This window comes from Pseudomonas sp. LB1P83, from assembly GCF_054897885.1.
Window position 1 is genome coordinate 5,854,562 of the sequence record NZ_CM142709.1, and the last position, 23,097, is coordinate 5,877,658.

Annotated in this window: 19 protein-coding genes; 5 read left to right on the forward strand and 14 right to left on the reverse strand. The window is 61.0% G+C overall.

Annotated elements, in window-relative coordinates; genetic code table 11:
* Positions 1 to 46: 46 nt before the first annotated feature.
* Positions 47 to 1,102: an HAD family hydrolase gene (locus ACYZTY_RS26935; protein ID WP_461956161.1), complete on the reverse strand. Its 1,056-nt coding sequence runs from the start codon at positions 1,100 to 1,102 to the stop codon at positions 47 to 49.
* A 241-nt stretch (positions 1,103 to 1,343) separates the two neighbouring features.
* Between ACYZTY_RS26935 and ACYZTY_RS26940 the strand changes: the two genes are divergently transcribed.
* A complete protein-coding gene (locus ACYZTY_RS26940; protein WP_461956162.1) occupies positions 1,344 to 2,735 on the forward strand; it encodes an L-cystine transporter in 1,392 nt (463 codons plus the stop codon).
* Positions 2,736 to 2,848: 113 nt separating this feature from the next.
* Here ACYZTY_RS26940 and ACYZTY_RS26945 read toward each other — a convergent pair whose 3' ends face one another.
* On the reverse strand, positions 2,849 to 3,361 hold the full coding sequence (locus ACYZTY_RS26945) for a dihydrofolate reductase (RefSeq protein WP_461956163.1): 513 nt from the start codon (positions 3,359 to 3,361) through the stop codon (positions 2,849 to 2,851).
* Between the two features lie 85 nt (positions 3,362 to 3,446).
* Here ACYZTY_RS26945 and ACYZTY_RS26950 point away from each other — a divergent pair, with 85 nt between their 5' ends.
* The gene (locus ACYZTY_RS26950; RefSeq protein ID WP_461956164.1) at positions 3,447 to 4,826 is read left to right on the forward strand and encodes a DUF2868 domain-containing protein; all 1,380 of its coding nucleotides are present in this window, start codon (positions 3,447 to 3,449) and stop codon (positions 4,824 to 4,826) included.
* On the forward strand, positions 4,819 to 6,195 hold the full coding sequence (locus ACYZTY_RS26955) for a GTPase/DUF3482 domain-containing protein (protein ID WP_461956165.1): 1,377 nt from the start codon (positions 4,819 to 4,821) through the stop codon (positions 6,193 to 6,195). Before ACYZTY_RS26950 ends, ACYZTY_RS26955 begins: the two co-directional genes overlap by 8 nt.
* Positions 6,196 to 6,330: 135 nt before the next feature.
* Here the strand turns inward: ACYZTY_RS26955 and ACYZTY_RS26960 are convergent, their stop codons facing one another.
* The 7 genes from ACYZTY_RS26960 to ACYZTY_RS26990 all read right to left on the reverse strand — a co-directional run bounded on the left by ACYZTY_RS26960 (position 6,331) and on the right by ACYZTY_RS26990 (position 15,408).
* Entirely contained in the window at positions 6,331 to 6,888 is a 558-nt protein-coding gene (locus ACYZTY_RS26960; protein ID WP_461956166.1) for a phosphonate degradation HD-domain oxygenase, read from the reverse strand.
* Complete coding sequence (locus ACYZTY_RS26965) at positions 6,888 to 8,021, reverse strand: TIGR03364 family FAD-dependent oxidoreductase (RefSeq protein ID WP_461956167.1); 1,134 nt, start codon at positions 8,019 to 8,021, stop codon at positions 6,888 to 6,890. The genes ACYZTY_RS26960 and ACYZTY_RS26965 overlap by 1 nt, the downstream gene beginning before the upstream one ends.
* 133 nt (positions 8,022 to 8,154) lie before the next feature.
* On the reverse strand, positions 8,155 to 9,180 hold the full coding sequence (locus ACYZTY_RS26970) for a putative 2-aminoethylphosphonate ABC transporter substrate-binding protein (protein WP_461956168.1): 1,026 nt from the start codon (positions 9,178 to 9,180) through the stop codon (positions 8,155 to 8,157).
* A gap of 35 nt (positions 9,181 to 9,215) precedes the next feature.
* Positions 9,216 to 10,940, reverse strand: a complete 1,725-nt coding sequence (locus ACYZTY_RS26975) for a putative 2-aminoethylphosphonate ABC transporter permease subunit (RefSeq protein ID WP_461956169.1) — start codon at positions 10,938 to 10,940, stop codon at positions 9,216 to 9,218.
* Positions 10,940 to 12,016, reverse strand: coding sequence for a putative 2-aminoethylphosphonate ABC transporter ATP-binding protein (locus ACYZTY_RS26980; protein WP_461956170.1), 1,077 nt, complete (start codon positions 12,014 to 12,016; stop codon positions 10,940 to 10,942). Before ACYZTY_RS26980 ends, ACYZTY_RS26975 begins: the two co-directional genes overlap by 1 nt.
* A 232-nt stretch (positions 12,017 to 12,248) precedes the next feature.
* On the reverse strand, positions 12,249 to 13,112 hold the full coding sequence (locus ACYZTY_RS26985) for a LysR family transcriptional regulator (RefSeq protein ID WP_033060537.1): 864 nt from the start codon (positions 13,110 to 13,112) through the stop codon (positions 12,249 to 12,251).
* Between the two features lie 16 nt (positions 13,113 to 13,128).
* Positions 13,129 to 15,408 carry a heavy metal translocating P-type ATPase gene (locus tag ACYZTY_RS26990; RefSeq protein WP_461956171.1) on the reverse strand — a complete coding sequence of 760 codons (2,280 nt, stop codon included), beginning with the start codon at positions 15,406 to 15,408 and terminating at the stop codon, positions 13,129 to 13,131.
* A gap of 84 nt (positions 15,409 to 15,492) precedes the next feature.
* Here ACYZTY_RS26990 and cadR point away from each other — a divergent pair, with 84 nt between their 5' ends.
* Positions 15,493 to 15,942 (forward strand): Cd(II)/Pb(II)-responsive transcriptional regulator, encoded by a 450-nt coding sequence (cadR, locus tag ACYZTY_RS26995; RefSeq protein ID WP_461956172.1) that lies wholly within the window; start codon positions 15,493 to 15,495, stop codon positions 15,940 to 15,942.
* Between the two features lie 182 nt (positions 15,943 to 16,124).
* Here the strand turns inward: cadR and ACYZTY_RS27000 are convergent, their stop codons facing one another.
* The 4 genes from ACYZTY_RS27000 to ACYZTY_RS27015 form a co-directional block, all read right to left on the reverse strand.
* Positions 16,125 to 16,955: a hypothetical protein gene (locus ACYZTY_RS27000; RefSeq protein WP_461956173.1), complete on the reverse strand. Its 831-nt coding sequence runs from the start codon at positions 16,953 to 16,955 to the stop codon at positions 16,125 to 16,127.
* Positions 16,956 to 17,105: 150 nt separating this feature from the next.
* Positions 17,106 to 18,077, reverse strand: a complete 972-nt coding sequence (locus tag ACYZTY_RS27005) for a thymidylate synthase (RefSeq protein WP_461956174.1) — start codon at positions 18,075 to 18,077, stop codon at positions 17,106 to 17,108.
* 48 nt (positions 18,078 to 18,125) lie between these two features.
* Positions 18,126 to 18,938: a prolipoprotein diacylglyceryl transferase gene (gene lgt / locus ACYZTY_RS27010; protein ID WP_461956175.1), complete on the reverse strand. Its 813-nt coding sequence runs from the start codon at positions 18,936 to 18,938 to the stop codon at positions 18,126 to 18,128.
* 74 nt (positions 18,939 to 19,012) lie between these two features.
* A complete protein-coding gene (locus tag ACYZTY_RS27015; RefSeq protein WP_461956176.1) occupies positions 19,013 to 19,795 on the reverse strand; it encodes a sulfite exporter TauE/SafE family protein in 783 nt (260 codons plus the stop codon).
* Between the two features lie 134 nt (positions 19,796 to 19,929).
* Between ACYZTY_RS27015 and ACYZTY_RS27020 the strand changes: the two genes are divergently transcribed.
* The gene (locus ACYZTY_RS27020; RefSeq protein WP_461956177.1) at positions 19,930 to 20,676 is read left to right on the forward strand and encodes an NRDE family protein; all 747 of its coding nucleotides are present in this window, start codon (positions 19,930 to 19,932) and stop codon (positions 20,674 to 20,676) included.
* Positions 20,677 to 20,809: 133 nt separating this feature from the next.
* Here ACYZTY_RS27020 and ptsP read toward each other — a convergent pair whose 3' ends face one another.
* Positions 20,810 to 23,089 carry a phosphoenolpyruvate--protein phosphotransferase gene (gene ptsP, locus ACYZTY_RS27025; RefSeq protein ID WP_461956178.1) on the reverse strand — a complete coding sequence of 760 codons (2,280 nt, stop codon included), beginning with the start codon at positions 23,087 to 23,089 and terminating at the stop codon, positions 20,810 to 20,812.
* Between the last annotated feature and the right edge of the window lie 8 nt (positions 23,090 to 23,097).

Here is a 23,097-nt window from a genome sequence, read left to right on the forward strand (position 1 = left end):
ATCCAAAGTAGGAGCGAGGCTTGCCCGCGAAGGCAGCACCTCGGTCTTACTGAATCTCTTCAGGCTTGACGATCACCCAGTTCTTGTCCGCCGTCACCGGCAACCCTTCCTTGGCCTGAGCCGCAGCGTTTTTGGCCATCATGCCGTTAATCTGGGTCATGTATTTGTCTTTGCGGTTGACCCACAAGTGGATGCCGCCCTTGGCCACGTCGACACCGTGGAACAGCATGAAACCGTCGCTGCTCGGGGTGTCGCCGCCCACCAGCACCGGTTTTTTCCATTCATCGATGTAGGTCAGGATCGCTGCTTGTTTACCCGCCATCCAGGTCGCCGGGGTCCAGAGGTACGGGGTCAGTTCGAGGCCGAGGTTGGCCTTCTCGTCATACTTGCCCGCGGTGATTTGCTTGCGCGCCGTGGTCAACTCGCCGGACTTGGGGTCCTTGAGCAGCAGGCTCACGCCGATGACGTTTTGCGGTTTGACGTTGTAGCCGTACTTCGGATCGGAAGCGACCATGCGCACCAGCTCTTCGGAGGCCGCGGTCATCACGTAGACCTCGATGCCGTTCTCCATCAGCTTGTTGTACAGCTCGGTTTGACCGGTGAAGACTTTCGGCGGATTGACGTCGAGTTTCTTGACCACGTCGCCTTCGTAATAAGTGGCCGGCACCGGTTTGCCGGACGCCATCAACTCATCGACATAACCCTTGAGCTCTGTGAGCGTGAAACCGGAGAACACCTGGGCGACCCATGGATAGCAAACCATGTCGTCGAGTTCGCAGAGGCGATAGTAGTAACTGAACAGGCTTTCCTTGTGGTCGGCGGTGTCCTTGAACGGAATCAGTTTCAGGGAGGGGTCGAGTTTCTCGCGGGTGATCAGGCCCTTGTTCTCCATGAACGGCAGCAACGACTCTTCAAGGTCGTAGCGGTAGCTGGTGTTGTCCATGTCGAACACCGCGTAGTTACCTTTGTTGGCGTTGGCCGCAATCATCGCGTCCAGCGCCTTGGCCTGATCGGCTGGCCAGTGCTTCAGATCCGTGGCAAACACCTGGCCAGCGAGGCCCAGACAGAGTGCGGCAGCCAGAAATTTCGGTGCAAGCTTCATTGGCATTTCTCCCTGATTCAAAGATATCGACGCTATCAAATTAGTGTGACAGTCCCCGTCTGCCTGCGACCGCCCGCGTCCCTTCCGCGTCAGCTGCATCCCCGACAACGACACCCTCTTATTCCAAAAACGACAGTTAACAGACTTTTTTGATATTAATTCATTAGTTTTCAAGCTGTTAGGCTTGCCGGTTCGCAGCTGCCCCGGAAGGTGGCTGGCACAAGTCACTTTCGGAGTTCTCATGAATCTGCCGCTGATCCTCAATCTGCTGGTGTTCCTCGCGCTACTATTCGGTCTCGCCCAAACCCGTCACACCACCTGGAGCCTGGCGAAAAAAGTCTTGCTCGCGCTGGTGCTCGGCGTGGTATTCGGTGTTGCCTTGCACACCGTTTACGGCGCCGGCAACCCGGTGCTGAAAGCCTCGATCGGCTGGTTCGATCTGGTGGGCAACGGTTATGTGCAGTTACTGCAAATGATCGTGATCCCGCTGGTGTTCGCCTCGATCCTCAGCGCCGTGGCGCGCCTGCACAACGCGTCTTCGCTGGGCAAGATCAGCTTCCTGACCATCGGCACGTTGCTGTTCACCACCGCCATTGCGGCGCTGATCGGTATCGGTTTGACCAACCTGTTCGGTCTGACCGCTGAAGGCCTGGTCGCCGGGACACAGGAAATGGCTCGCCTGCAAACCATCCAGAACGACTATGCGGGCAAGGTTGCCGACCTGAATGTGCCGCAGCTGCTGTTGTCGTTCATTCCGCAAAACCCGTTCGCCGATCTCGCTCGCGCCAAGCCGACCTCGATCATCAGCGTGGTGATCTTCGCTGCGTTCCTGGGTGTCGCTGCGTTGCAACTGCTCAAGGATGACGTGGAGAAAGGTCAGAAAGTGATCAACGCCATCGACACCCTGCAAGCCTGGGTGATGCGTCTGGTGCGTCTGGTGATGAAGCTGACCCCTTACGGCGTATTGGCGCTGATGACCAAAGTGGTCGCCGGTTCCAACCTGCAAGACATCATCAAGCTCGGCAGTTTTGTGGTGGTGTCCTACCTCGGCCTGGGCCTGATGTTTGTGGTCCATGGCCTGCTGGTGTCGGCGGCCGGGATCAACCCGCTGCGGTTTTTCCGCAAGATCTGGCCGGTGCTGACGTTTGCCTTCACCAGCCGCTCCAGCGCTGCGACGATTCCGTTGAGCATCGAAGCGCAGACCAGCCGCTTGGGCATCCCGCAGTCCATCGCCAGTTTCGCCGCTTCGTTCGGCGCAACCATTGGCCAGAATGGCTGTGCCGGCCTGTACCCGGCGATGTTGGCGGTGATGGTTGCGCCAACTGTCGGCATCAATCCGCTGGACCCGCTATGGATCGCGACGCTGGTGGCGATTGTGACCTTGAGTTCGGCCGGTGTGGCGGGCGTGGGTGGCGGGGCGACGTTTGCCGCGCTGATCGTGTTGCCGGCGATGGGGTTGCCGGTGTCACTGGTGGCGTTGCTGATTTCGGTTGAGCCGCTGATCGATATGGGCCGCACGGCGTTGAACGTCAGTGGTTCGATCACGGCCGGGGCGATTACCAGCCAGATGATGCAGCAGACGGATAAAGAATTGCTGGGTGCGGATGAGCATGCGGAGTTGGCTCACGCTTAAGTCTTTCAGCGACTGGGAGGGCCTCTTCGCGGGCAAGCCTCGCTCCTACAGGTCATGCGCCAATTTGGAAAAATAGCGTAATCCTGTAGGAGCGAGGCTTGCCCGCGAAGCTTTTAGGCTTTTTCCCAAACTTCGAAGTTGTACGCCGGCTTGTCATCCTCAGCCGGATTCTCGATGTTCGACACCAGTTTCCACTGCTTCAAATCAAACTCCGGAAACCACGCATCCCCCTCCGGACTCAACGCCACACGCGTCAGGTACAACCGATCCGCCTGAGCCATACCCTGCGCATACAACTGCGCCCCGCCAATCAACATCACCTCGTCGACGCCCTGCTCGTTCGCCCATTCCTGCGCACGAACCACGGCAGCCTCCAGCGACGGATAAACCTCCGCGCCTTCCAGCACCAGATCCGCCTGACGGCTGACCACGATGTTCAACCGTCCAGGCAGCGGACGACCGAGGGAATCCCAGGTCTTGCGACCCATGATGATCGGCTTGCCCAAGGTCGTGGCCTTGAAGTATTTGAAGTCCCCCGGCAAGTGCCAGGGCATGCTGTTGTCGACGCCGATCACACGGTTTTCACCGAGGGCTGCGATCAGGCTGAGGGGGAGTGATTTAGTCATGGCCGCGAGGATACCAGAGCCTCCCGTACCCCGATAAGCGCCACAGCGGTTATGCTCACAGCTCAATTGAGCGACGGGATGGCGCGTGACGGAACTGACTCCACTGCAAAACCTCTGGCTGACCGAGACGGTGCGCCTGCGTGAAGAACACGCCGGGGCCCTGGATGATCTGGAAGCCAACCGACTGGCCCGCAGCGCCGGCGGCGATCTGCCGACGCGGATTCAGCGCCGGGCGGTGTGGCTGGCCGAGCGCGACGGTTTGGCCGACGCCCTCAACCATTGGCTGCAAGGCGCGCGACTGGCGCTGATCGTCATGGCGGTGCTGGCCGTCGTCAGCGGCGCGGGCCTGGCGTTTGCCGCGCTGGGTGACGGCCAGACCCCGGTGAATGTGTTCTGGGCCCTGGGCAGTCTGCTTGGGCTTAATCTGATTCTGCTGTTGAGCTGGGCGTTGGGACTGGTGTTTGCCGGTGAACACGGCGCCAGCCTTGGACGCTTGTGGCTGTGGCTCAGCGAAAAACTCGCTCGCGATGCCAAAGCTGCGCAACTGGCACCGGCCCTGCTGCTGTTATTGCAGCGCCGCAAACTCAATCGCTGGGCAATCGGCGTGCTGGTCAACGGTTTGTGGTTGCTGGCGATGCTCAGCGCCCTGGCGATCTTATTGACGTTGATGGCGACCCGGCGCTACGGCTTCGTCTGGGAAACCACCCTCCTCAGCGGCGACACCTTCGTCGCCATGACCCAGGCCCTCGGCGCCCTGCCGGCCTTGCTCGGTTTCAGCGTGCCGAGTGTGGAGATGATCCGCGCCAGTGGCGACGCCGCGCTGAATATCGAAAGCGCTCGCCAGGCCTGGGCGGCATGGCTGGTGGGCGTGTTGCTGGTCTACGGCGTGTTGCCGCGTCTGTTGCTGGTGGTGTTTTGCCGGTGGCGCTGGAAATCCGGCCAAGCGGCGTTGCGCCTGGATTTGAACCTGCCCGGTTATGCCCAACTGCGCGAACGCCTGATGCCCACCAGCGAGCGCCTCGGCATCAGCGATGCCGCGCCTGCACAACTTCATCGTGTCGAAAGCGGTGTCAGTGAACAACAAAGCGATGGCGCGCTGCTGGTGGCCATCGAGCTGGACGATCAACGCCCATGGCCGCCGCCACTGCCGAAAACCGTGAACAACGCCGGCATCCTCGACAGTCGCGAGTCGCGCAACAAACTCCTCGAACAGCTGAGTCGTTTTCCGCCGGCCCGCCTGGCGATTGCCTGCGATCCGCGCCGCTCACCAGATCGAGGCAGCCTGGCACTGATCGCCGAACTGGCGCGTAATGCTGCCGCGACCCGGGTCTGGCTGCTGCAAGCGCCAAGCGGCGAGGCACTGGATGCCGAACGCCTCGGTGACTGGCATGTGGCGCTGCAACAGCTGGACCTGCCGTTCGCCGATTGCGTGCCCGTGAACTGGCTGGAGACCGGTCATGACTAATCCGTGGAAAGCGCCCTTGAAGCTGGCCGTGGTCGGCCACACCAACGTCGGTAAAACCTCGTTGCTGCGCACGCTCACCCGGGATGTCGGTTTCGGTGAAGTGTCCCATCGCCCCAGTACCACCCGCCACGTCGAAGGCGCGCGATTGTCGGTGGACGGCGAGCCGTTGCTCGATCTCTACGACACGCCTGGCCTTGAAGACGCCATCGCCCTGCTCGACTACCTCGAACGTCTGGAGCGTCCCGGCGAACGGCTCGACGGGCCGGCACGGCTCGCAAGATTTCTTGAAGGCAGCGAAGCGCGGCAGCGTTTTGAACAGGAAGCCAAGGTGCTGCGACAACTGTTCACCTGCGACGCCGGCCTCTATGTGATCGACGCCCGTGAGCCGGTGCTGGCCAAGTACCGTGACGAACTGGAAGTGCTGGCCAGTTGCGGCAAACCGCTGCTGCCGGTGCTGAATTTCGTCAGCAGCGCCAACCATCGCGAGCCGGATTGGCGTGAAGCCCTGGCACGGCTGGGCTTGCATGCCCTGGTGCGTTTCGACAGCGTCGCGCCGCCCGAGGATGGCGAACGTCGACTCTATGAAAGTCTCGCTTTGCTGCTGGAAAACTCCCGCGAACAATTGGAGCGCCTGATCGCCGATCAACAGGCCCAACGCCTGGCCCGCCAGCAAAGTGCGGCGCGGCTGATTGGCGAGTTGCTGATCGATTGCGCCGCGTGCCGACGCAGCGTGGTCAGCGATGCGGAGCAGGAACAGCAGGCCATCAACGAACTGCGCAAAGCCGTTCGCCAACGGGAACAGCGCTGCGTCGAAGCCTTGCTCAAGCTCTACGCATTCCGACCACAGGACGCGGCCGCCAGTGATCTGCCGCTGCTCGATGGTCGTTGGGGCGATGATTTGTTCAACCCCGAAACCCTCAAGCAACTCGGCGTGAGAGTCGGCGGTGGTATCGCTGCTGGCGCGGCCGCCGGTGCCGGGATCGACTTGTTGGTGGGCGGCCTGACCCTCGGCGCGGCGGCACTGGCCGGCGCGATTGCCGGCGGTGCGCTGCAAACCGCCCGCAGTTATGGCGGCCGATTGATGGGCAAGATCCGAGGCCAGCGAGAGTTGACGGTCGACGACAGTGTGTTGAGGTTGTTGGCATTGCGTCAGCGGCAACTGCTGCAAGCGCTGAATGTGCGCGGGCACGCGGCGATGGACAGCATTCAGGTGGCCACGCCACAGGACAAGACCTGGCGCGAAGGCAAATTGCCCGAAGCACTGAATAAGGCTCGGGCGCATCCGCAGTGGTCGTCGTTGAATCCTCATCCCAAGTTGAGTCAGGCGGAGCGACAAGAGCAGATAGAGGCGTTGGCGCAGCAACTTTAACTCTGCGGTGTCGGAACCGGCCCCTCGCGAGCAGGCTCACTCCTACAGGATTTGTGGTGGACACAAGTTCTGTGGTCACTACGGAACCTGTGGGAGTGAGCCTGCTCGCGATGGTAGCGACTCGGTTTCGAGGCTTTACGCAGCCAACAACCGCAACGCCTTGTCCTTCAACACCCCCAGATCAATCACCGGCACCCACAACTCCTTGGCCAACTCATCCCAGTGCCGCATGCGCAAACTGACTTCGCACAACGGGTCTTGTTCGAAGGCTTCAGCCTCGGCAGGCGTCATCACCCCGCCCTGATACTCCAGGGTCCGGCGGCTGGCTTCGCTCAATCGCTCGTAGTACCCGGGCTCTTTGAGTGTCAGATAACGCTTGGCCTGAACGTGGTATTCCACCAGCCGCGCCATGCGCTCGCTGAAACCTGCGCGACGCAAGTAGTCGGCGCCCAGACGCTCGTGGCTGACCACGCCGAAACCGCCCATGTTTTGCGCGCTGTCTGTACAGATGTGCCCGATGTCGTGGAAGAAAGCGGCCAGCACCACTTCATCATCGAAGCCTTCCGCCATGGCCAGTTCAGCCGCCTGGGACATGTGCTCGATCTGCGACACCGGCTCGCCGATGTAATCGCTGTCGCCAAAACGCTCGTACAAACCGAACACCTCGGCAATCACTTGCTCATGACCCGCCATCAATCTTCCCCCAACACTTGAGCGACATTACGCTCAGCCATCGCCGGCCCAACACTCATGCCGACCCCGGTGTGCATCAGTGCCACGCTCACACCTGGCATCGGCCGCAAGAACGAGAACGGCCCCGGGCCCCGAGAACCATAGACACCCTGCCAACGCTCGACCACTTGCACCTTGCAACCCAGGGTTTGTTCAGAGAGTTCAATCATCCAGTTGTCCACTTGCTCGGCATTGAACGGCGACGGATCGCTGCCGTAATGGTGGGAGTCGCCGATGATCAACTCACCGTACGGCGTCGGGCTGATCAGCAGATGGATGCCGTTTTCATGCAGGTGCGGCTCGTCCCGCAGTATTTGCGCGTGCACCGCCGCCGCTTCCGGCAGATCGGCGAAAGCGCCGTAATGCACGCAGCTCAAACCGGTGAGCAAAGCGTGTTGCAGGTTCAGGTTGATTTGCGGTCGGGCGCGGAGCATTTGCAGGCGACAGATTTGCGGGTTGAGCGCGGCAATCGGCTCGGCCAGCAACGTCTGATAGTCGTGGCCGGAGCAGACGATGATCTGCTCGGCACTGAAAGTGCCGGCGGTGCTGTGCAGGCGACCCGGTTCGATGTCGCGCACCAACGTGGAGAAGTGAAACTCGACGCCGAGTTCGCGGCGCAGGTAGTCGATTAGCGCCGGAATCGCTTCGCGGGAATACAGTTGCTGATCGTCCATGCCGTGCAACGCAGCCCGGTGATGGCGGAACTGGCCGCCGTACAGATCGCGTAGAGCAGCGCCGCGCAGCAGGTCGACGCGGTAACCGTGTTCCACGGCGCGGCCGGCGCAGAAGGCTTCCAGCAAGTGTTCTTCGGCTTCGCTGCGGGCGAACAGGTACGAGCCGTTGCGCTTGAGTTGCAGGCCGGCCCGTTGTGCCCATTGACCCCAGATCTCGCGGCTGGCTTTGGCCAGTTCGAGCATCGGGCCCGGTGGCTGACCGGTGACGAGGGCCTGGCCGAAGTTGCGGACCGAGGCGCCGAGCGGGGTTTCGCTGCGTTCGAAAACCGTGACTTTGAGACCGCGTCTGGCAGCGGCGTAGGCGTGGGACAGGCCGAGGATGCCGGCGCCTACGATCAGCATGTCATTGTGTTGTGTCATGAAGATAATCCCGCTTTTGTGGCGAGGGAGCTTGCTCCCGTTCGGCTGCGCAGCAGTCGTAAAATCGGTGCACTGGGGACCGCTTCGCGCTCCAGCGGGAGCAAGCTCCCTCGCCACAGGATGTGTGAGTCAGTTACTTGGCAGCGACTTTCTCGGACTTGCCGTCATAACGCTTGCGCCACTCGGTCAGGATCTCGTCGCGATTCTTCGAGGCCCAGGCAAAGTCGTTCTTGATCAAACGCTGCTCGTAATCCGCCGGCAATTCGGTCTGCGGTTTGGCGATGCCAGGCTGTGCAAGGACAGCAAAGTTCTCTTTGTACAAATCCATCGCCGCCGGACTTGCCGAGAAGTCCGCCAGTTTCTTCGCTGCTTCTTCGTGCGGTGTGCCCTTGATCACAGCGGTCGCTTCGATTTCCCAGCCCAGGCCTTCTTTCGGCAGGATGATGTCCAGCGGCGCACCCTGACGCTTCAACTGAACGGCCGGGTATTCAAAGGAAATACCGATCGGGAATTCGCCCGCAGCCGCCAGTTTGCAAGGCTTGGAACCGGAGTGGACGTACTGGCCGATGTTCTGGTGCAGGTCGTCCATGTACTGCCAGCCCTGCTTCTCGCCGAAGGTTTGCAGCCAGGCGCTGACATCGAGGAAACCGGTGCCGGACGAGGCCGGGTTCGGCATCACGATTTTGCCTTTGTACTCAGGCTTGGTCAGATCCTGCCAGCTCACAGGCTTTGTCAAACCCTGCTTCTCGGCTTCGACCGTGTTGAAGCAAATGGTCGCGGCCCAGACGTCCATGCCGACCCAGGCTGGCGGGTTGGCCGCATCGCGGTAATTGCCGCCGATCTTGCCCAGGTCCTTTGGTGCGTAACTTTGCAGCATGCCTTGCTGATCGAGAATCGCCAGGCTCGACGCCGCCAGGCCCCAGACTGCATCAGCCTGCGGGCGGGCTTTTTCGGCCAGCAGTTTGGCGGTGATGATGCCGGTGGAATCGCGCACCCATTTGATCTCGATGTCCGGGTTGGCTTTTTCGAAGGCTTCTTTGTAGGTCTTCAGTTGTTCGGCTTCGAGGGCGGTGTACACCGTCAACTCGGTTTGCGCCGCGAAGGCGTTCAGGCTGAAAGTAGCGAGCACAGCAGCGGCCAGGGCCATAGGCTTGAACATGATCGGTTTCCTGTCTTGTGAGTTGAGGGTGTGAATCAGTGGCCAGGCGCGGTCTGCCGCCAGGCCTGGGAACGGCGCAGCAAACCGCGCGAGGCCCAGGCCAGCAGCAGGGATACGCCCGCCGAGGTGAACAGAATCAGAGTCGACATCGCCGCCGCGCCGCCGACATTGCCGGCGTCATCCATGTTCAGCACCGCCACCGCCGCGAGGATGGTGTCGGGGCTGTAGAGGAAAATCGCGGCCGAGACGGTGGTCATCGCCGAGACGAACAGGTAGCGCACGATGTCCAGCAGCGCCGGCAGGCAGATCGGCACGGTGACGCGCAGGTAGTGCCGATACAGCGGAGCCTTGAGCGACAATGCGGCGGCTTCGAACTCGGCGTCGAGTTGGCGCAGCGCGGTGGTCGCGGTCATTTGCGCGGTGGTCAAATAGTGAGCAATGGTGCAGACCACCAGCAGGGTCATGGTCCCGTACAGCACATGCAGCGGGTTGCCGGTGAGGTTGAAGAAGAAGACGTAACCCAGGCCCAGCACCAGACCCGGCACCGCCATCGGCACGAAACTGAGCATGCGCAGGGTCAGGTTCAATCCGCGCTGGCCTTTGGTTTTTTCCATCAGGTAGGCGCCGGTGAAGATCAGCACGCTGCCGATCAACGCCGTGCACAAAGCCATCTTCACGCTGTTGCCGTAGGCCAGCCAGCCGCCGCCCGCGGTGTCGTTGAACTGGTAATGGTTGAGCGACAGCGACAGGTTGTACGGCCAGAATTTCACCAGCGAGGAGAACACCGCCATGCCGAACACCAGCAGCAACACCGCGCAGATCAGCAATACGATGGCCAGGTAACAGCCGTCACGCAGCTTCGACGGTGCCGGTTGAAACACCTGAGCCCGACCGCTCATGGAATCGCCGTGACGGCGACGCAGCCAGGCATCCACTGCGAAGCTAAACAGCGCCGGCAGCAGCAGGACCATGCCGATCAACGCGCCGCGACCGAACTGTTGCTGGCCGACCACGGCTTTGTAGGCTTCCAGCGCCAGCACTTGATAGTCGCCACCGACCACCACGGGCACGCCGAAGTCGGTGATGGTCAAGGTGAACACTAGACAGAATGCGGCGAACACTGCCTGACGCGTCGCCGGCCAGGTGATGCTGCGGAAGGCTTTGGCCGGACTGGCGCCCATGCTGGAAGCGGCATCGAACAGTCGCGCATCCGCCAGTGAAAGCGCCGACAGTAAAATCATCAGCGCGTGTGGGAAGGTGTAGATGACCTCACCCAGCACAATGCCCCAGAAGCCGTAAATATTGTCCGAGAGCAAACCACGCAACATGCCCTGGTTGCCGAACAGATAAACCAGCGCAATCCCCGGCAGCATCGACGGCGCCATCAGAGGCAACAGCGACATGCCGCGCCAGATACCTTTGCCCGGAATCAACGTGCGTTGCAGGCCGTAGGCAAACAGGTAGGCCAGCGGTACGACAATGGCGGCGACGCTGAGGGAAACCTTCAGGCTGTTGCCGAGCAACCAGTGAAAATTTTCACTGGTGACCAATTCGCGCGCAGCCACCAGACCACCGCCCTGCCCGGCCTCGGAACTGAAACCACGCCAGAAGATCGCCAGCAACGGCATCAACACCGCGATGCCGAGCAACACCAGCAACAGGACTTTGCCGCCGACCACGAACACCCGGTCACCGATTTCAGCACGGGAGGTCTGCCGAACCTGCTTGTGCGGTATCGGCAGCGCGATGTTCGTGCTCATCAGGCAAACACCTGCAGGCTGCGCGGTGGCAAGGCGACCATGATCTGCTGCGCGCCAAGACGCGGCATGGCTTCCGGTGCCAGTTCTGCCAGCAATGCGTGGCCGGGCAGTTGATCGAGTTCGAAGCTCATGCGGCAGCGGTTGCCGAGGAAAGTGATCTCGCGAACCTTGGCCGGGAACAGGTTTTCTTCATGCACCAGCGGGTTGACGTTGATCGCTTCCGGGCGGCAGAACAGACGACCCGACGTGGTTTTAGCGCTGCCATCCGCCAGGCGCATGCTCATCCCGCCGACTTGGGCGTGGCTGTCGCTGCTGCGGTTGAACGGCAGCCAGTTGCCCTGGCCGACAAACTCCGCCACAAACGGCGTCGCCGGGCGGTCGTAGATTTCCTGCGGCGTGGCGTACTGCTCGACCTTGCCGTTGTTCATCACGGCGATGCGGTCGGCCATCAGCATGGCCTCGTCCTGATTGTGCGTGACCATCAGGGTGGTGACGCCGAGGTTGCGCTGCAATTGGCGCAATTCGGTGCACAGATGCTCGCGAACTCGAGCGTCGAGGGCCGACATCGGTTCGTCGAGCAGCAACAACGACGGCGCCGGCGCCAACGCCCGAGCCAGTGCAACACGTTGCTGTTGGCCGCCGGACAATTGACCGGGGTACTTTTTCTCACTGCCGATCAAGCCGACCAGTTCCAGCATCTGACCCACACGCTTGCGCACTTCATCACGGCCACTGCCGGCGAGCCCGTAGGCAATGTTCGCTTCGACGGTGAGATTGGGGAACAGCGCGTAGGACTGGAAGAGAATGCCGTAGTCCCGCGCCTGGGGTGCCAGATGGGAAACGTTGCGATCACCCAGGAACAATTCGCCGTCGTCCTGCTTCTCCAGACCGGCGATGCAGCGCAGCAAGGTGGTTTTGCCACAGCCCGACGGGCCCAGCAGGCACACCAGCTCACCGGCCGCCACGTCGAGGGAAACGTTATCCAGCGCGGTGAACGCGCCAAAGCGTTTCTGCACGCCACGCACTTTCATCGGGGCGCCGGGGTTGGTCAGGGCAGTTGCGATCGAGTGGTTCATGGGTGGGCCTCATCAAGCAGATGAGAGCCATCCTAGTTTTGTAATGCGTCCGTCATGTGGCAGTGAGGCAAAAACGGCTGATAGTGGTATTCAGGGATTTGGGTTGGGGGTTCAAGTCATGCGTTGGCTGATCTGACGCCTTCGCGGGCAAGCCTCGCTCCTACAGGTCGATCGCATTCCCCTGTAGGAGCGAGGCTTGCCCGCGAAGAGGCCAGACCAGTCACCACAACTTTTAGGCCGGAGCCATTTCCTGCGCCAAACCCAGAAACGCCGCCGGCAGCCGTGCGCCTTTGCGTTCCTTGAGGCAGTACAAATACTCGGGAATCTGCGGCGCATTCTCGATGGTCAGCACGCGCAGTTGCGGATCATGCGGCACTTCCTGCCGGGCGATGATGCTGATGCCGATGTTGCGCAGCACCGCCTCACGAATCGATTCACGGCTGCCAATCTCCAGCAACGGTCCGAAACTCACCCCGGCGCTCGCCAGCAACTCTTCGGTCAATCGCCGAGTGGTCGAGCCGGACTCACGCATCAATAACGTATGCCCGGCCAACGCGCTGAGCGGCACATGATCGTGCACCGCCAACGGATGATTGCGATGCACCGCCAACACCAGCGGATCGCTGCCGAGCACCCGGCGAATCAGCCGTGCGTCATCGAGCAGTTGCGAGGAAGCGGCGACGTCGACCCGGTAATCCTCCAGCGCCTCCAGCACCTGCTGCGAGTTGCCGATTTCCACCGACACTTCCACCTGCGGCAAGCGCTCGCGGAAGGTCTTCACCAGATCGAGAATGTAATACGGCGCCGTGGCGGCGATGCGCAACGTGCCCTGGACCTGGCCGCTGTTACGCAGGAAAAACTCGATGTCGGCTTCCTGCTGCAACAGCGCCTTGACCATCGGCAACAACCGCGCGCCTTCGTCGCTGACGCTGAGGCGGCGGCCGCCACGGTAGAACAGTTCGACTGAGTACTGACTTTCCAGATTGCGGATTTGCGTGGTCACGGTGGGCTGACTCAGGCCGAGCTTTTTCGCCGCCAGGGTAATGCTGCCCAAGCGGGCAACCATATAAAACGCCTTCAGCTCGGCACTCAGCACACCCGTTCCTCATCGCTTATTTGCGCAGCAGACGCAAACCGTTGAACACCACCAACAGGCTCACGCCCATGTCGGCGAACACCGCCATCCACATGGTGGCGATCCCGGCGAAGGTTACCCCAAGAAAGATAGCCTTGATGACCAAAGCGAGCGCGATGTTCTGCTTGAGGATGCTCGAGGTCTGCCGCGACAAGCGGATGAACGCGGGGATCTTGCGCAGATCGTCGTCCATCAGGGCGACATCGGCGGTCTCGATGGCAGTATCGGTGCCGGCTGCGGCCATGGCAAAACCTATCTCGGCCCGGGCCAGCGCCGGCGCATCGTTGATGCCGTCGCCGACCATACCGACGTTATGGCCCTGTGCATAAAGCGCCTCGATGGCTTGCAGCTTGTCGGTCGGAAGCAGATCGCCCTTGGCCTCGTCGATGCCGACTTGCGCGGCAATCGCCTGAGCGGTGTGGACGTTGTCGCCGGTCAGCATCAGGGTTTTGACGCCCAGATCGTGCAGTTGCTGGATCGCTTCGCGGCTGGACTCTTTGACCGTATCCGCCACGGCGAACAGGGCCAGCGGGCCGGACGTGTCGAGCAACAGCACCACGGATTTGCCCTGTTTTTCCAGTGCAAACAGCTTTTCTTCCAGCGCAGGCGAGCACAGGTTCAACTCTTCTACCAAGCGGTGATTGCCCAAATGGTAGACCTGACCGTTGATTTCACCGCGGACACCGCGACCGGCCAAGGCTTCGAAGTTATCCACAATGAGTGGCGCCAATTGTTTATCCACAGCCGCGTTGGCGATGGCCAGCGACACCGGGTGGTCCGAACGTCCGGCCAACGCTGCGGCAATTGCCGGCGCCGAGGCATCGGCCGTGGGATCAAGCGACAGATAATCGGTCTGCACCGGCTTGCCGTGGGTAATCGTGCCGGTCTTGTCCAGCGCCAGATAGTCGAGTTTGTAACCTCCCTCCAGATAGACGCCGCCCTTGACCAGAATCCCTTTGCGCGCCGCCGCCGCGAGGCCGCTGACGATGGTCACCGGGGTGGAAATCACCAATGCGCAGGGGCACGCGACCACCAGCAACACCAGCGCGCGATAGATCCAGTCGAACCAGACGGCGTCCATGAACAGCGGCGGAATCACTGCCACCGCGAGGGCGAAGATGAACACCGCGGGTGTGTAGATTTTCGAAAACTGGTCAACGAAGCGCTGGGTCGGTGCCCGTGCCCCTTGGGCCTGTTCGACGGCGTGGATGATCCGTGCCAGGGTCGAATTGTTGGCGGCGGCGGTCACTGAGTATTCCAGGGAGCCGGCCTGGTTGATGGTGCCGGCGAACACCTTGTCGCCAATGGTTTTCTCAACCGGCAGGCTTTCACCAGTGATCGGCGCCTGATCGATGGTCGAACTGCCCGACACGACTTCGCCGTCCAGACCAATTCGCTCGCCGGGACGGACTCGCACCCGCGCGCCCAGCTCAATGGTTTTGACGTCCTGCAAAATCCAGCTGCCGTCGGCCTGCAGCACCGTGGCCTGCTCCGGCGTCATCTGCATCAAACCGCTGATAGCGTTGCGCGCGCGGTCCAGGGACTTGGCTTCGATCAATTCAGCCACGGTAAACAGGAACATCACCATCGCCGCTTCCGGCCACTGCCCGATCAGAATCGCGCCGGTCACCGCGATGCTCATCAGCGCGTTGATGTTCAGGTTGAAGTTTTTCAGGGCGATCCAGCCCTTCTTATAGGTGCTGAGACCGCCGCTGAGGATCGAGATCAACGCGATAACCGCCACGACCCAATTGGGCGCCGCGCTAGTGAAGTGAATCACTTCGGCGGCGAGCGCGGTCACGCCGGACAGCGCCAATGGCCACCACGGCTTTTTCTCGGGCGCGGGAGCGGGCGCTTCGACGCCCTGCTCCATCGGTTCGGCCACCATACCCAGCGACTTGATTGCCTCAATAATCGGCGCAGTGCTCGGCAGGTCATGGGTCACGCCCAGTACCCGATTGATCAGGTTGAATTCCAGTTGCTGCACACCCGCCAGCTTGCCCAGTTTGTTCTGGATCAGCGTCTGCTCGGTCGGGCAATCCATGGCGTCGATGCGAAAACTGCTCAGCCGTGCGCCGTCGGTCGGCTTGTCGCTCAACTTGATCAGCGATGGCGCTGCCGCTTTTGAGGAACAGCAAGAGTCCCCGTGGCCGCCATGCTCGTGTTTCTGCACAGGCTGCAGCTTGTGGCCGTGATCGTGATCGTGATCGTGATCGTGATCAGCCTCGGGTTTGTGGGTGTGAAGGGAATCGCTCATTGGTTGCGTCCATGAAGGTGCCTGTTGCCAAGTAAAGACCCTGTAGCCACTATAGGGTCAAGCACCCTTTTGGAGATTGTCGCGATGAAGATCGGAGAACTGGCCAAACTGACCGACTGCGCCGTGGAAACCATTCGCTACTACGAGCGCGAAAACCTATTGCCAGAGCCGGCTCGCAGCGACGGCAACTATCGCGTCTACACCCAGGCCCAAGCCGAACGTCTGACCTTCATCCGCAACTGCCGCACCCTCGACATGACCCTCGAAGAGATCCGCAGCCTGCTGGCCCTGCGCGACAGTCCTCAGGATCAGTGTGAAAGTGTGAATGCGCTGATTGACGAGCACATTCATCACGTGAAGGCGCGGATTGATGGGTTGTTGGCGTTGCAAACGCAACTGCTCGACCTGCGCCAACGCTGCAGCGAGGGGCCGGATATTGATCAATGCGGGATTTTGCAGCGACTGGAAGTGAGTGGCGGGGTTGTGGCGACGGAGGTCGAGCATTCGCATGTAGGCCGCAGCCACGGCCACTAAGAACACCTCAAATCATATGTAGGAGTGAGCCTGCTCGCGATGGCGGTCATACAGTCAACATCTATGTCGAATGTAATGGCCTCATCGCGAGCAGGCTCACTCCTACAGGGGTTTGTTGCTCAGGCTTGAACCGCCATCGTCGCGTAGTGCTATTAACCTTCCAGCATCGCCACATCAAGCGCCTAGATCAATTTAAACTCCAGGGTGCCTCGGGGGCCCATGCCGTAACTGATCCCCGGGACCATGCCCGAGCCCAGGAAAAGGCTGCAGAACAGGTGAACCGACTCACCCCGATGCCCCTGATAGACAGAAGGCTCAATGCGAAACCCGGTGGGTGAATCGGTACTGACCGCCAACTTGCGCTGATAATCCCGCCAGGCTCCGCCCGACCCGCCATTCGCGCTACTTCTCCAGGACACTTCAATGGCGTTGTTTGTTCGCAGGTTTTTTATCGTTGGAATGATTAGAAAAACGCCATCGGGGTATTGATCAATCTCCAGAACACCCTCCGAGACACCCTCAATAGCAATAGGACCGGTTTGAATGAGTGCCGGGGCGAACGTCATGAACAACGAAGCGGAAGGTAGGGTAATCGCCCCCCTTTCGATCACAAAAATCACCTCTACCCGGTCTCCTTCAAACTGCCTGGCCGTTTCATCGGGAACAGTAAAATGCAGCGAGGTGAAGTTCACTGCCGGCTGGGGTAGCGACCGGTAACAGTTCCCGGTCCCGCCAAACGCCTGCCATTGCACGCGAACCTGATCGCCGATCTGAAATTCCCTATCGTTTACGGGTACGACAACACGCAGTGAATCGACGAAGATAGGTGCGCCAGTGAATATCTCCATGGGCACCACGCATCCCCATGGATCGAGGCTCGGAATGAAATGAAAGAGCCCCGACTGGCTTTCACAGCCAATGAGCGGCATACCTGTCAAACCGGTACTTAGAGGCAAGGTGCGGAAACGTTGCTCCGAAAAGCCGACAGTTCCACCGGCCGCAGTGTTTTTCATGACAAGGCTCCAGAAACAAAGAAAGGGTGTTGCTGACCACGGCCTGGTGGCCTCGTGATCAGTCAAACACCCTCTCATTCATTCGCCTACTGTCAGAAATGACAGTCAGGTAGAACCTTTTCTAATAAAAAAGCCCTACCCGCCAAACGATCAGACCGCCATCGGCGCGGTCATCGGCGCGTGGTGCTGATACCCCTCAAGCGAGAAATCACCCGGCTCGATCAACTCCAGCCACTCCGGCTGGTAAACACCGGTCTTGGCAAACTCCGGCACGCGATCGCTGATCACCAGTTTCGGCATCGGGAACGGCTCGCGCGTGAGCTGTTCGTTGAGCATGTCCAGATGGTTCTCGTAGACGTGGGCATCACCGATGAAATAGGTGAACCAGCGCGGCGTGTAGCCGGTCAGGCGCCCGATCAGGCTCAGCAGCGCGGCGCCTTCGGTGAGGTTGAACGGCGTGCCCAGGCCCAGGTCGTTGGAGCGGATGTAGAGGGTCAGGGAGATTTCCTTGGTCTCTACATTCGGGTGGAACTGGTACAGCAGGTGGCACGGCGGCAAGGCCATTTCATCGAGCTGGGCGACGTTCCAGCCGTGGAACAGGATGCGGCGGCTGCCCGGGTCCTTGATGATGGTGTCCACGCACTGGCGGATCTGGTCGATCGCCTTGTACAGAACGACGTAGGCCTGACCGTCTTCTTCGCCTTCGGCGATCTGACGATAACCCTGGCTCAGGGTCTGCTCGATGGCGGCTTTATTGCTGACCGGAATCTGCTTGTACGCTGGCCATTTGCGCCATTGCACACCGTAGATTTCGCCGAGGTCGTCTTCGCCCTGACGGAACGGATTGGCCAGCCACTGCGCGTTTTCGTTGGCGTTCTGATCCCAGACCTTGCAGCCCAGCGCACGGAAGTCGGCAGCGTTGTTCACCCCACGCAGGAAACCGCACATCTCGCCGATGGCTGATTTGAAGGCCATCTTGCGCGTGGTGATCGCCGGGAAACCTTCTTTCAGGTCATACCGCAGCATCGCGCCCGGAAAGCTGATGGTGTTCACGCCGGTGCGGTTGGCCTGTTTGGTGCCGTTCTTGATGACGTGGGCGACCAGTTCGAGATATTGCTTCATGAGTTACCTGTGTCCTTGAACCCGGGGTCGTCACCCCGGGATTCGAATTTATACAGCGGCCGCCGGAGTCGCCGGGGCGCGGTGATACGCCAGCCAGATCAGGAACAGCCCGCCGACGATCATCGGAACGCAAAGTACCTGGCCCATGGTCAGCCAGTTCCAGGCCAGATAGCCCAGTTGCGCGTCCGGTACGCGGACGAATTCCACAATGAAACGGAAGATGCCGTAGAACAGGGCAAACATCCCGGACACCGCCATGGTCGGCCGCGGCTTGCGCGAGAACAGCCAGAGAATGGCGAACAGCGCCGCGCCTTCCAGGGCGAACTGATACAGCTGCGAGGGGTGACGCGGCAGCTGCGCCGGATCGCTGAACGGCGGGAAGATCATGGCCCACGGCACGTCGGTCGCCTTGCCCCACAACTCGGCGTTGATGAAGTTGCCAATGCGCCCGGCGCCCAGGCCAATCGGCACCATCGGCGCGACGAAGTCCATCAGCTGGAAGAACGACTTGTTGTTCTTTTTACCGAACCACAACGCTGCCAGCATCACGCCGATGAAGCCGCCATGGAACGACATGCCGCCCTTCCACACCTCGAAAATCAACGTCGGGTTGGCCAGGTAAGCGTGCAGATCGTAGAACAGCACATAGCCCAGGCGTCCGCCGACGATGACGCCCATCGACATCCAGAAGACCATGTCGGAGAGCTTCTCCTTGGTCCAGGTCGGGTCGAAGCGGTTGAGCCGGCGCGATGCCAGCAGCCAGGCGCCGCCGATGCCGATCAGGTACATCAGACCGTACCAGTGGATTTTCAGCGGACCGATGGCCAGGGCCACCGGGTCGATCTGCGGGTAAGGCAGCATTGCGACTCCTTGTTAAGTTGAAACCAGAATTCCCGGGCGACGCTGCCACCTCAGGATTAAGCCAGCATTGCGAGCTAGAGCAGGAAGCTCAGGCCTACGCAGAACAGCAAAGCGGCGAACAGCCTTTTCAGCAACTTCGGCGACAGCCTGTGGGCCAATCGTGCGCCGATGCGGGCGAAGAACATGCTGGTCAGGGCAATCCCCAGCAGCGCCGGCAAATAAATAAAACCGAGACTATGGGCCGGTAGCAAGGGATCGTGCCAGCCCAGAATCATGAAACTTAATGCACTGGCCAGGGCGATGGGCAGACCGCAGGCCGACGACGTCGCCACCGCTTGCTGCATCGGCACGCTGCGCCAGGTCAGGAACGGCACGGTCAGCGAGCCGCCGCCAATGCCGAAAATCGCCGAGGCCCAGCCAATCACACTGCCGGCCACGGTGAGACCGAGTTTGCCGGGCACCGTTCGGCTGGCCTTGGGTTTGACGTCCAGCGCCAATTGCGCGGCGATGATCAATGCAAACACACCGATGATCCTTTGCAGGTTCGGGCCGGAAATCGCTTCGGCCGTCAGCGCACCGAAACCGGCGCCCATCAGAATGCCAACGGTCATCCACACGAATATCGGCCAACGCACTGCGCCGCGACGGTGATGCTCGCGGACGGCATTGACCGAGGTAAAGATGATCGTCGCCAGGGACGTGCCGACTGCCAGGTGGGTCAGGATCGACGCGTCGAAGCCCTGCAAGGTGAAACTGAACACCAGCACCGGGACGATGATGATCCCGCCGCCAACCCCGAACAGCCCGGCCAGCACGCCCGCGCAGGAGCCCAGCGCCAGATAGAGCAGAAATTCCATGGACGATCCCAATGCTTAGCCAAAACCGGAGCGGCATGGTAACGGATGCGTGGCCTCAGGCTCCACTGCGGATGGCAATGGATCGACAGGCGACGACTGCGTAGAGTGGGCAAAAAACACACTGGGACCACCTTATGTGCCTGATTGTTTTCGCCTGGCGACCGGGCCACGCCCAGCCGTTGATTGTGGCGGCCAACCGCGACGAGTTTTATGCCCGACCCAGCCTGCCCTTGGCGCAATGGCCCGAAGCGCCTCAGGTCTACGCCGGTCGCGACTTGGAAGCCGGCGGCACCTGGCTCGGTATCGGAGCCAATGGGCGCTTCGCTGCGCTGACCAATATCCGTGATCCGCATCAGCCACCGTCGCGAAAATCCCGAGGTGAGCTGGTGGCAGGTTTTCTCTTGGGCGACATGCCAATTGATGATTACTTAAGCGATGTTGTCGGACGTTCGCTGGAATATGCTGGATTTAACCTGCTGATCGGTAATGCCAACGAACTGTGGCACTTCAATGCACGGGAGTCTGAGGCGGTGATGCTGCCACCCGGGGTTTACGGGTTGTCGAATGCCGGGCTGGACACGCCGTGGCCGAAACTGCTCAAGGCGCGGGCGGCGCTGGAGGAAGTGTTGGAGGATCCGCAGCCAGAGGCGTTATTGGCTTTGCTGAACGACCCGCAAGCCGCGTCGTTTGCCGAGTTGCCGGATACCGGGGTGGGGTTGGCGACCGAGACGTTGTTGTCGAGTGTGTTTATTGCCAGTCCCACTTACGGGACGCGGGCGAGTACGGCGTTGATTGTTCAGGCGGATGGCACGCGGCATATGGTCGAAAGGAGTTTCGGGCCGTATGGCGGGCATCTTGGGGAAGTGGTGATCAGGGTTTAGATTTGCGGCGTATTTGAGGACGCCCTCGCGGGCAAGTCGGATCGCCGCACCGCTCGCTCCTACAGGAATAACCTAATCTGTAGGAGCGAGCGGTGCGGCGATCCGACTTGCCCGCGAAGGGGCCATCAGCCTTTTAGAGAGCTTTGACCGCAGCCGGATTGACCATCTTCGCCAACCCAAGGTTCTTCAGCGCCAGTTGCAGGGAGCTGTGGATCACTTGCGGGTTGTCGATGGTCATCAGCTCGGCCAGCAATTCCTTGGCTTTACTCAGGTTGATCTGACGCAGCATCCATTTCACTTTCGGCAAGTTGGTGGCGTTCATCGACAGGCTGTCGAAGCCCATCGCCATCAACAACACCGCCGCCGCCGGGTCACCGGCCATCTCACCGCAGATACTCACGGGTTTGCCTTCGGCATGGGCATCGCGCACCACGTTCTGCAACGCTTGCAACACTGCCGGGTGCAGGTAGTCGTAAAGGTCGGCGACACGCGGGTTGTTCCGGTCGACCGCCAGCAGGTACTGGGTCAGGTCGTTGGAGCCGACCGACAGGAAGTCCACTTGCCGCGCCAGTTCCTTGGTCTGATAAACAGCCGCCGGAATCTCGATCATCACGCCAATCGGCGGCATCGGCACGTCGGTGCCTTCGTCGCGCACCTCGCCCCAGGCCCGGTGAATCAGGTGCAGGGCTTCTTCGAGTTCGTGGGTGCCGGAGATCATCGGCAGCAGAATCCGCAGGTTGTTCAGGCCTTCGCTGGCCTTGAGCATGGCGCGGGTCTGCACCAGGAAGATTTCCGGGTGGTCGAGGGTGACGCGAATGCCGCGCCAGCCGAGGAACGGGTTGTCTTCCTTGATCGGGAAGTACGACAGCGACTTGTCGCCGCCGATGTCCAGGCTGCGCATGGTCACCGGTTGCGGGTGGAACGCGGCGAGTTGCTCGCGGTAGATCGCCAACTGCTCCTTTTCGCTCGGGAACCTCTGGTTGATCATGAACGGCACTTCGGTGCGGTACAAGCCGACGCCTTCGGCGCCACGCTTCTGCGCTCGCGCAACGTCCGCCAGCAGGCCGGTGTTGACCCACAGCGGCATGCGGTGGCCATCGAGGGTCACGCACGGCAAGTCGCGCAGGGTATCAAGGCCGAGCGCCAGTTGTTTCTCTTCTTCCACCACCTCGGCGAACTGCTTGCGCAGCACGTCGCTGGGGTTGGTGTAGACCTCGCCGCGATTGCCATCGACGATCAATTCGATGCCGTCGACCTTGGCATAGGGCAGATCGACCAGGCCCATCACCGTCGGAATGCCCATCGCCCGAGCGAGGATCGCGACGTGGGAGTTGCCTGAGCCGAGGACCGAAACCAGACCGACCAGCGTGCCTTCCGGTACCTCGCCAAGCATCGCTGGCGTGAGCTCTTCGCTGACCAGAATGGTTTTTTCCGGGTAGACCAGATTCTGCTGGCGCTCTTCCTGCAAGTAGGCGAGCAAGCGGCGACCAAGGTCCTTGACGTCCGAGGCGCGCTCACGCAGGTAGGCGTCGTCCATCAATTCAAAACGGTTGACGTGTTCAGTGACCACCTGGCGCAACGCGCCCTGGGCCCACTGACCGGTCTTGATCACCGTGGTCACTTCGTTGCCCAGCGCCTCGTCGGCGAGCATCATCAGGTAGACGTCGAACAAGGCCCGCTCTTCGGGGCGCAGCTGCGAGGCCAATTTGGCGGACAAGGCGCGCATGTCGGCGCGTACGCCTTCGATGGCGGTCTTGAACAGACCGAGTTCGGCTTCGATGTCGATGATGGTCTTGTCGGGCACCACGTCCAGATCGGCCGGCGGCAGCATGACCACCGCGGTACCGACCGCCGCACCCGGCGAGCCCGGTACGCCGACGAACTTGGCTTCCTGAATGCCTTTGCCCTGACGGCCCAGGCCCCGGATCGAACCGGTGGCTTCGGCGTGGGCGATAACACCGGCAAGCTGCGCACTCATGGTCACGAGGAAGGCTTCTTCACCTTCATCGAACTGACGGCGTTCTTTTTGCTGAATGACCAACACGCCGACGACGCGACGGTGGTGAATGATCGGCGCCCCGAGGAATGAGGCGTAGCGTTCTTCACCGGTCTCGGCGAAGTAACGGTAGCGCGGGTGATCCGCGGCGTTCTCGAGGTTCAGGGGTTCTTCACGCGTGCCGACCAGGCCGACCAGACCTTCGTTGGGTGCCATGCTGACTTTGCCGATCGAGCGCTTGTTCAAGCCCTCGGTGGCCATCAGCACGAAGCGGTTGGTCTCAGGGTCAAGCAGGTAGACCGAGCAGACCTGGCTGCCCATGGCCTCTTTGACGCGCAACACAATAATCCCCAACGCCGCCTTGAGATCCTTGGCGGAGTTAACTTCCTGGACGATCTTGCGCAGCGTATTGAGCATGGCTCGGG

What these genes read in the sequence shown, in the direction of transcription:
- ACYZTY_RS26935 (WP_461956161.1), bottom strand. Translation starts at nt 1,102, where the DNA reads ATGAAGCTTGCACCGAAATTTCTGGCTGCCGCACTCTGTCTGGGCCTC.
- ACYZTY_RS26940 (WP_461956162.1), top strand. Translation starts at nt 1,344, where the DNA reads ATGAATCTGCCGCTGATCCTCAATCTGCTGGTGTTCCTCGCGCTACTA.
- ACYZTY_RS26945 (WP_461956163.1), bottom strand. Translation starts at nt 3,361, where the DNA reads ATGACTAAATCACTCCCCCTCAGCCTGATCGCAGCCCTCGGTGAAAAC.
- ACYZTY_RS26955 (WP_461956165.1), top strand. Translation starts at nt 4,819, where the DNA reads ATGACTAATCCGTGGAAAGCGCCCTTGAAGCTGGCCGTGGTCGGCCAC.
- ACYZTY_RS26960 (WP_461956166.1), bottom strand. Translation starts at nt 6,888, where the DNA reads ATGGCGGGTCATGAGCAAGTGATTGCCGAGGTGTTCGGTTTGTACGAG.
- ACYZTY_RS26965 (WP_461956167.1), bottom strand. Translation starts at nt 8,021, where the DNA reads ATGACACAACACAATGACATGCTGATCGTAGGCGCCGGCATCCTCGGC.
- ACYZTY_RS26970 (WP_461956168.1), bottom strand. Translation starts at nt 9,180, where the DNA reads ATGTTCAAGCCTATGGCCCTGGCCGCTGCTGTGCTCGCTACTTTCAGC.
- ACYZTY_RS26975 (WP_461956169.1), bottom strand. Translation starts at nt 10,940, where the DNA reads ATGAGCACGAACATCGCGCTGCCGATACCGCACAAGCAGGTTCGGCAG.
- ACYZTY_RS26980 (WP_461956170.1), bottom strand. Translation starts at nt 12,016, where the DNA reads ATGAACCACTCGATCGCAACTGCCCTGACCAACCCCGGCGCCCCGATG.
- ACYZTY_RS26990 (WP_461956171.1), bottom strand. Translation starts at nt 15,408, where the DNA reads ATGAGCGATTCCCTTCACACCCACAAACCCGAGGCTGATCACGATCAC.
- cadR (WP_461956172.1), top strand. Translation starts at nt 15,493, where the DNA reads ATGAAGATCGGAGAACTGGCCAAACTGACCGACTGCGCCGTGGAAACC.
- ACYZTY_RS27000 (WP_461956173.1), bottom strand. Translation starts at nt 16,955, where the DNA reads ATGAAAAACACTGCGGCCGGTGGAACTGTCGGCTTTTCGGAGCAACGT.
- ACYZTY_RS27005 (WP_461956174.1), bottom strand. Translation starts at nt 18,077, where the DNA reads ATGAAGCAATATCTCGAACTGGTCGCCCACGTCATCAAGAACGGCACC.
- lgt (WP_461956175.1), bottom strand. Translation starts at nt 18,938, where the DNA reads ATGCTGCCTTACCCGCAGATCGACCCGGTGGCCCTGGCCATCGGTCCG.
- ACYZTY_RS27015 (WP_461956176.1), bottom strand. Translation starts at nt 19,795, where the DNA reads ATGGAATTTCTGCTCTATCTGGCGCTGGGCTCCTGCGCGGGCGTGCTG.
- ACYZTY_RS27020 (WP_461956177.1), top strand. Translation starts at nt 19,930, where the DNA reads ATGTGCCTGATTGTTTTCGCCTGGCGACCGGGCCACGCCCAGCCGTTG.
- ptsP (WP_461956178.1), bottom strand. Translation starts at nt 23,089, where the DNA reads ATGCTCAATACGCTGCGCAAGATCGTCCAGGAAGTTAACTCCGCCAAG.